Annotated in this window: 5 protein-coding genes; 4 read left to right on the top strand and 1 reads right to left on the bottom strand. The window is 45.9% G+C overall.

Features of this window, described 5'->3' with window-relative positions:
• The first annotated feature begins 289 nt into the window (after positions 1–289).
• Together RIC07_RS32290 and RIC07_RS32285 are read left to right on the top strand one after the other, a co-directional pair.
• Positions 290–490, top strand: a complete 201-nt coding sequence (locus RIC07_RS32290; RefSeq protein WP_446398097.1) for a hypothetical protein — start codon at positions 290–292, stop codon at positions 488–490.
• Positions 491–513: 23 nt separating this feature from the next.
• The gene (locus RIC07_RS32285; RefSeq protein ID WP_446398096.1) at positions 514–1,449 is read left to right on the top strand and encodes a circadian clock KaiB family protein; all 936 of its coding nucleotides are present in this window, start codon (positions 514–516) and stop codon (positions 1,447–1,449) included.
• 285 nt (positions 1,450–1,734) lie between these two features.
• Here RIC07_RS32285 and RIC07_RS32280 read toward each other — a convergent pair whose 3' ends face one another.
• Positions 1,735–3,009 (bottom strand): FAD-dependent hydroxylase, encoded by a 1,275-nt coding sequence (locus RIC07_RS32280; protein ID WP_446398095.1) that lies wholly within the window; start codon positions 3,007–3,009, stop codon positions 1,735–1,737.
• 399 nt (positions 3,010–3,408) lie between these two features.
• On the opposite strand from RIC07_RS32280, the gene RIC07_RS32275 reads away from it, so the two are divergent.
• Both RIC07_RS32275 and RIC07_RS32270 read left to right on the top strand, forming a co-directional pair.
• Positions 3,409–4,455, top strand: coding sequence for a class I fructose-bisphosphate aldolase (locus RIC07_RS32275; protein ID WP_446398094.1), 1,047 nt, complete (start codon positions 3,409–3,411; stop codon positions 4,453–4,455).
• Between the two features lie 159 nt (positions 4,456–4,614).
• The gene (locus RIC07_RS32270; protein ID WP_446398093.1) at positions 4,615–4,839 is read left to right on the top strand and encodes a hypothetical protein; all 225 of its coding nucleotides are present in this window, start codon (positions 4,615–4,617) and stop codon (positions 4,837–4,839) included.
• Positions 4,840–5,044: the final 205 nt, after the last annotated feature.

Raw genomic sequence — 5,044 nt, 5'->3', positions numbered from 1 at the left:
ACAAATGACCAATGACAAATGACCAATGACCAATGACCAATGACAAATGACGAATAACAAAATCCTCTATTTTATAGCTGGATCAATCATTTCTGCTGGGGAAGGATGAGAACCGCCTAGCCAGAAGAGAAATGACGCAGCTATAAAATAGAGGATTTTGTTATTCATCATTTGTCATTGGTCATTGGTCATTGGTCATTTGTCATTTGTCATTTGTCATTGGTTTTTGTTAATTTGTCTATGTTAATTTGTCCTTTGTCTTTGGTCATTCGTCTTTCGTCATTCGTCATTGGTCATTGTTCATTTGTCTTTGGTCATTTGTCATTGGTCATTTGTCTTTGGTCATTTGTCATTGGTCTTTTGTCATTGGTCATTTGTCATTGGTCATTTGTCATTTGTCATTCGTCATTTGTCTTATGTTAGGATCAAGAGGCGGCGCAAAAGTAAATCTTATCGGTTTATTCGCCGCCTTTATCTGCAAATACTCTAACTTGTTACACTCAACAATCAGCAATGAACGAGATTCAACGCTCGTTTCCTCAGTTATTTAAGGGCATTGCCCTATTTACACCAGGGGGAGATTTAATTTATAGCGTTGACCCTAGTAAACAAGAGCATTGGCATTTGCATTTGTGTGCGAGTTTACAAGAAATTCTCGGATTACCGGAACCGCCCCATTTTTTAGTGCCGGGATATACTGGCACAATTGATCGTTGGCTCGATCCTTATACCCAACAGGTGCGAACGTCAGCAGAACTTTATCCACCGATTCAACACCATCAGGCTTTGCTGAATGCGGTGTTTGGTGTTAGAAATCTGCTGTGGCAAGTCACTCCTTGGCGGGAAGAGTCTTGTGATCCAATGGTTTTGGAGACGTATCGCGATCGCTTTCCCCAATTGTGGCAGGATCATGATTGGATTATCCGCTGCGATCGCCCGGATCAATGTCTAGAACAGTTGTCTGATGCTAATCCTAGGCATGATCACGATTCAAGTCTGATTCAATCTCCCCAGACTTATGCTTGGTCTTTCCCAGAACGTTGGACGATTCAACAAACACCGTGGCAAGAATCGTCCCACCTACCGTCTACAGGCATTAATACTCTAGATTCCCCTAACTCCGAGAGAGAATCGAATCCGAATCAGCCTGAATCTACACCCTTAACTACTCCTAGTTATGTCCTGCGCTTATTTGTATCGGGACATAGTGGATCAACTGAACATATCCTGAAAAAACTGCATCAGTTACTCGAACAATCCCTACAACATCCTTATACTCTAAAAGTAATTGATGTATTTAAGCATCCTGAACAAGCAGAAGCTAATCAAATTTCAGCGACTCCCACACTGCTGCGAGTTTGGCCCCCCCCCGTCCGACGTATTGTTGGCGATTTGAATGATTTGGAAAATCTTTTACGTATACTTATTGCTCCTGAGGCTCAACGATAAAAGTAAGCCTAGAACTAAAGTTCTGGCTCAAAGCTTAAACCCGTTAAAACGGGTTCAAAGACTTACCAATTCAGCGATATTCTGCTTAAGTCGAATAGCACTGAAATAAGCATTTGGCGATCGCCAAAACCCTTTATCTATCGTAGTGGCGTGGCACACCTTATTTGGTGGATTAGAATTGTAGGGGCGCAAGGCTTGCGCTCAGTTTAAATGTCAAATCTATTCCACGATTTTAGCTGTGTCAGTCCGCCATAGTGGGTTTCGACTTCGCTCAACCCACCAGCCTTAAGTCAGTGTCATTCGATTAAGTTGAGCGACTTGAGGAGTACGTCCTTTGAAACCTGTCATTAATTGCAAAGCATAACACTTAACAGGATACAGATGACGCAACATCCATAATCCTATGCGACGTAGGGTAACGATGGGCAACCAGTTATTAGAAAATATTCGATCTAGGAAATCAGTAAAGCCTAAAATGACGAGATTTTCGTGTTTGCGCCACCGTTCGTAGCGCTTGAGTATCCGTTCGTCTCCGATATCTTCACCCTGTTGATGGGCGTCTTGGATAACTTGGGCAAGGGCGGCAGCGTCTCGGATGCCCATATTTAGCCCTTGTCCACCCACCGGATGGCAACAATGGGCGGCATCGCCAATCAGGGCGAGGCGATGTTGGGTGTAGCGATCGCTTTGCATTAACTGTACGGGAAAGACGATGCGATCGCTATCTAGTTCTAAATGCCCCAACAGTCCGCCTGTGCGGTATTCTAGGAGTTCGAGGAATTCTTGTTCATCTAAGTCCTTTAACTGGTGGGCTTCGGCGTGAGGCGCTGTCCACACCACCTGACAGCGATTTTCAGCCAGAGGGAGTACCCCCATCGGACCACTTTCCCAGAAGCGTTCAAAGGCAGTATCGTTATGGGATTTCTCGGTTTTAATCCGGGCGGTGACACAGGATTGCCAATATTTCCAGCCTTTTGTGCCAATTCCGGCGGCTGTACGAATACGCGATCGCGAACCATCAGCCGCGACAACTAAGCGCGATCGCAAGTGCTGAGATGTTCCATCCACGTTTACCGTAACCTCTACCCCAGAGGCTTGATACTCCACATCCACCACTTCCGCCGGAGATAACCAGCTTACAGTCGGACAATCTGCCAAAAACTCATACAGCGAGGTAAGCAGGGGACGATGTTCGCCCACATACCCCAAATCCTGAGTGCCTAAATCGCTGGGGTGAAATTGCACAAATTGGGGATAATCGCCATCAGAGAGGCGAATTTGCCGATAGGTGGCAATTTGCGGCTGAATAGTCTGCCAAACCCCAATTCCTTGGAAAATGCGCCCAGAAAGCAGTGATAGGGCGTAAGCTTGCCGTCTGGCTACGGCGACTGACTGAGGTTTTGCCTCAATTAATCCGATCCGTAACCCGGACTTTTTCAACGCACAGGCGAAGGTTGCGCCGACAATACCGCCGCCAACGATGACCAGATCGTAGTCAAAGGTTTGATTGGATGCCTGTTCTTGCGCCATTTTCAGAGAATGTATCGAAATGATAAGCATTTTTACTTTTCTTCATTTTGACGCGGATAGCTGAAGAGGGCAAGGACTTGTCACGTCTGTAAACCAATCAATCCACCCCTACCAGCTTCTGATACCAAATCAGGGTCATTGGTGACAAGTTAAGCGGGTACGCTAGTTGTCAAGGGAGTAGGGAAAAATATATACCGAAAGTAGTTCGCGAGAATTAGCGGCGAACAAATTCCTTTAAGTTTCCATCTGAGTTATAAATATTTCTTGAGAAAAATGTTGATAGACATAGGCTAATAAGACGAACATATCGCTGATATGTCCTAGTCCCGAAGAAAAATCTGCCCAATTTCCGATTACTTGTTGCAAATAAACCCATTAACTTGCATCATTGATGAATAGATAGCAAAAAAACTTAATAGAGGATTCACAATGAGTACCTACGCACAAGAACTCAGAGCGACGGCACAGGCAATGGTTGCCCCCGGCAAGGGTGTCTTGGCGATGGATGAAAGTAATGGCACTTGTAATAAGCGATTGGGGAAGGTTGGTATCGACCAAACCGAAGAGATGCGTCGCACCTATCGCGAGTTAATTTTGACCACGCCTAACTTAGGGAATTACATCAGTGGCGCGATTCTCTATGATGAAACGATTCGCCAATCGACCAAAGACGGGACACCGTTTCTCAAGATGATGACCGATGCGGGGATAATCCCTGGAATTAAAGTGGATACTGGCGCCAAAGACATGGCAGGTTTCCCTGAGGAAAAAGTAACCGAAGGACTTGATGGTCTGCGCGATCGCATTGCGGAGTATTATCAAATGGGCGCTCGCTTTGCCAAGTGGCGGGCGGTGATCACGATTGGTGATGGCATTCCCAGCCGGGGTTGTATCGAGGCAAATGCCCATGGATTAGCCCGGTATGCCAAACTCTGTCAGGAAGGGGGTTTGGTTCCCATAGTGGAACCCGAAGTGCTGATTGACGGGGATCATACTCTGGAACGCTGTTATCAGGTAACGGAGGAAACCCTACGCACTGTCTTCAATCAGCTTTACACTCAGCGGGTAGCTTTCGACCAAATGATCCTTAAACCCAGTATGGTCATTTCTGGGAAGGATTGCCCCAACCAAGCCAGTGTGAATGAAGTGGCAGATGCGACGGTGCAATGTTTGATGAATTCAGTTCCAGCATCTGTGGCGGGTGTAGCATTCCTGTCTGGGGGTCAGAGTAATGAGCAAGCATCGGCTCACTTGAATGCAATGAATGTAAAATATGCAGACCAAGCGCCTTGGACATTAACCTTCTCTTATGCCCGTGCTATCCAGCAACCTGCTTTGGAAGCCTGGAAGGGGAAAGAATCAAATGTGTCTTTAGCCCAAAAACTGCTGCTGCATCGGGCGAAGTGCAATGGTGCTGCCCATGAGGGTCAGTATACACCTGAGGTGGAGAAAGAACTGGAACCTGTAACTGCTTAGGTTTATTCTCAGGACTGACTCAGGTTTAACTGTTAAACCATCATCTGTAGGGGCGATTCATGAATTGCCTCTACTATGCTTAATTCCCAAATGAGTTATTCTGAAACAAAGCCTGCCTTCCCAGGCTTTCTCTTATTCAACTGGTCAAGAGGAAATACGATGACAGCGCTGGAAGCTTTGCAATCTGTCCAATTTGTCACTGTAAAAGGCAAGCGTTTAGCCGTTATCAGCGCCGATGAATGGAAAGCGCTAATTGAATGGTTAGAAACCCTCGAAGATGTACAAATTACCCGGACAGCATTTGCCGACTTAAAAGCAGCAGGGGGCGATCGCGCGGTTGCAGGTTGGTTGAAGTGGGATGAGGTGGAGAAAGAGTTGGAGTGAGTCGTTACACAGTCTATGTCACTCCTGATGCCTTTGGCGAAATCAAAAACCTTCCAGGGAATATTAAGTAGGTGGGGACAATTAAAGTTAACGGTGGGGATCGTCATTCGTCATTCGTCATTCGTCATTTGTAAGGGTTTGAGGCTTGTTAACATAACTTAACATGGTTGAGTTTATTTCCACAAACCTACTTAAACAGCGCATC

It is taken from the genome of Coleofasciculus sp. E1-EBD-02 (assembly GCF_040218245.1).
Lineage (GTDB): Bacteria > Cyanobacteriota > Cyanobacteriia > Cyanobacteriales > Coleofasciculaceae > Coleofasciculus.
The sequence above is the reverse complement of the archived record's forward strand: the minus strand, read 5'-3'. Positions and strand labels throughout refer to the sequence as shown.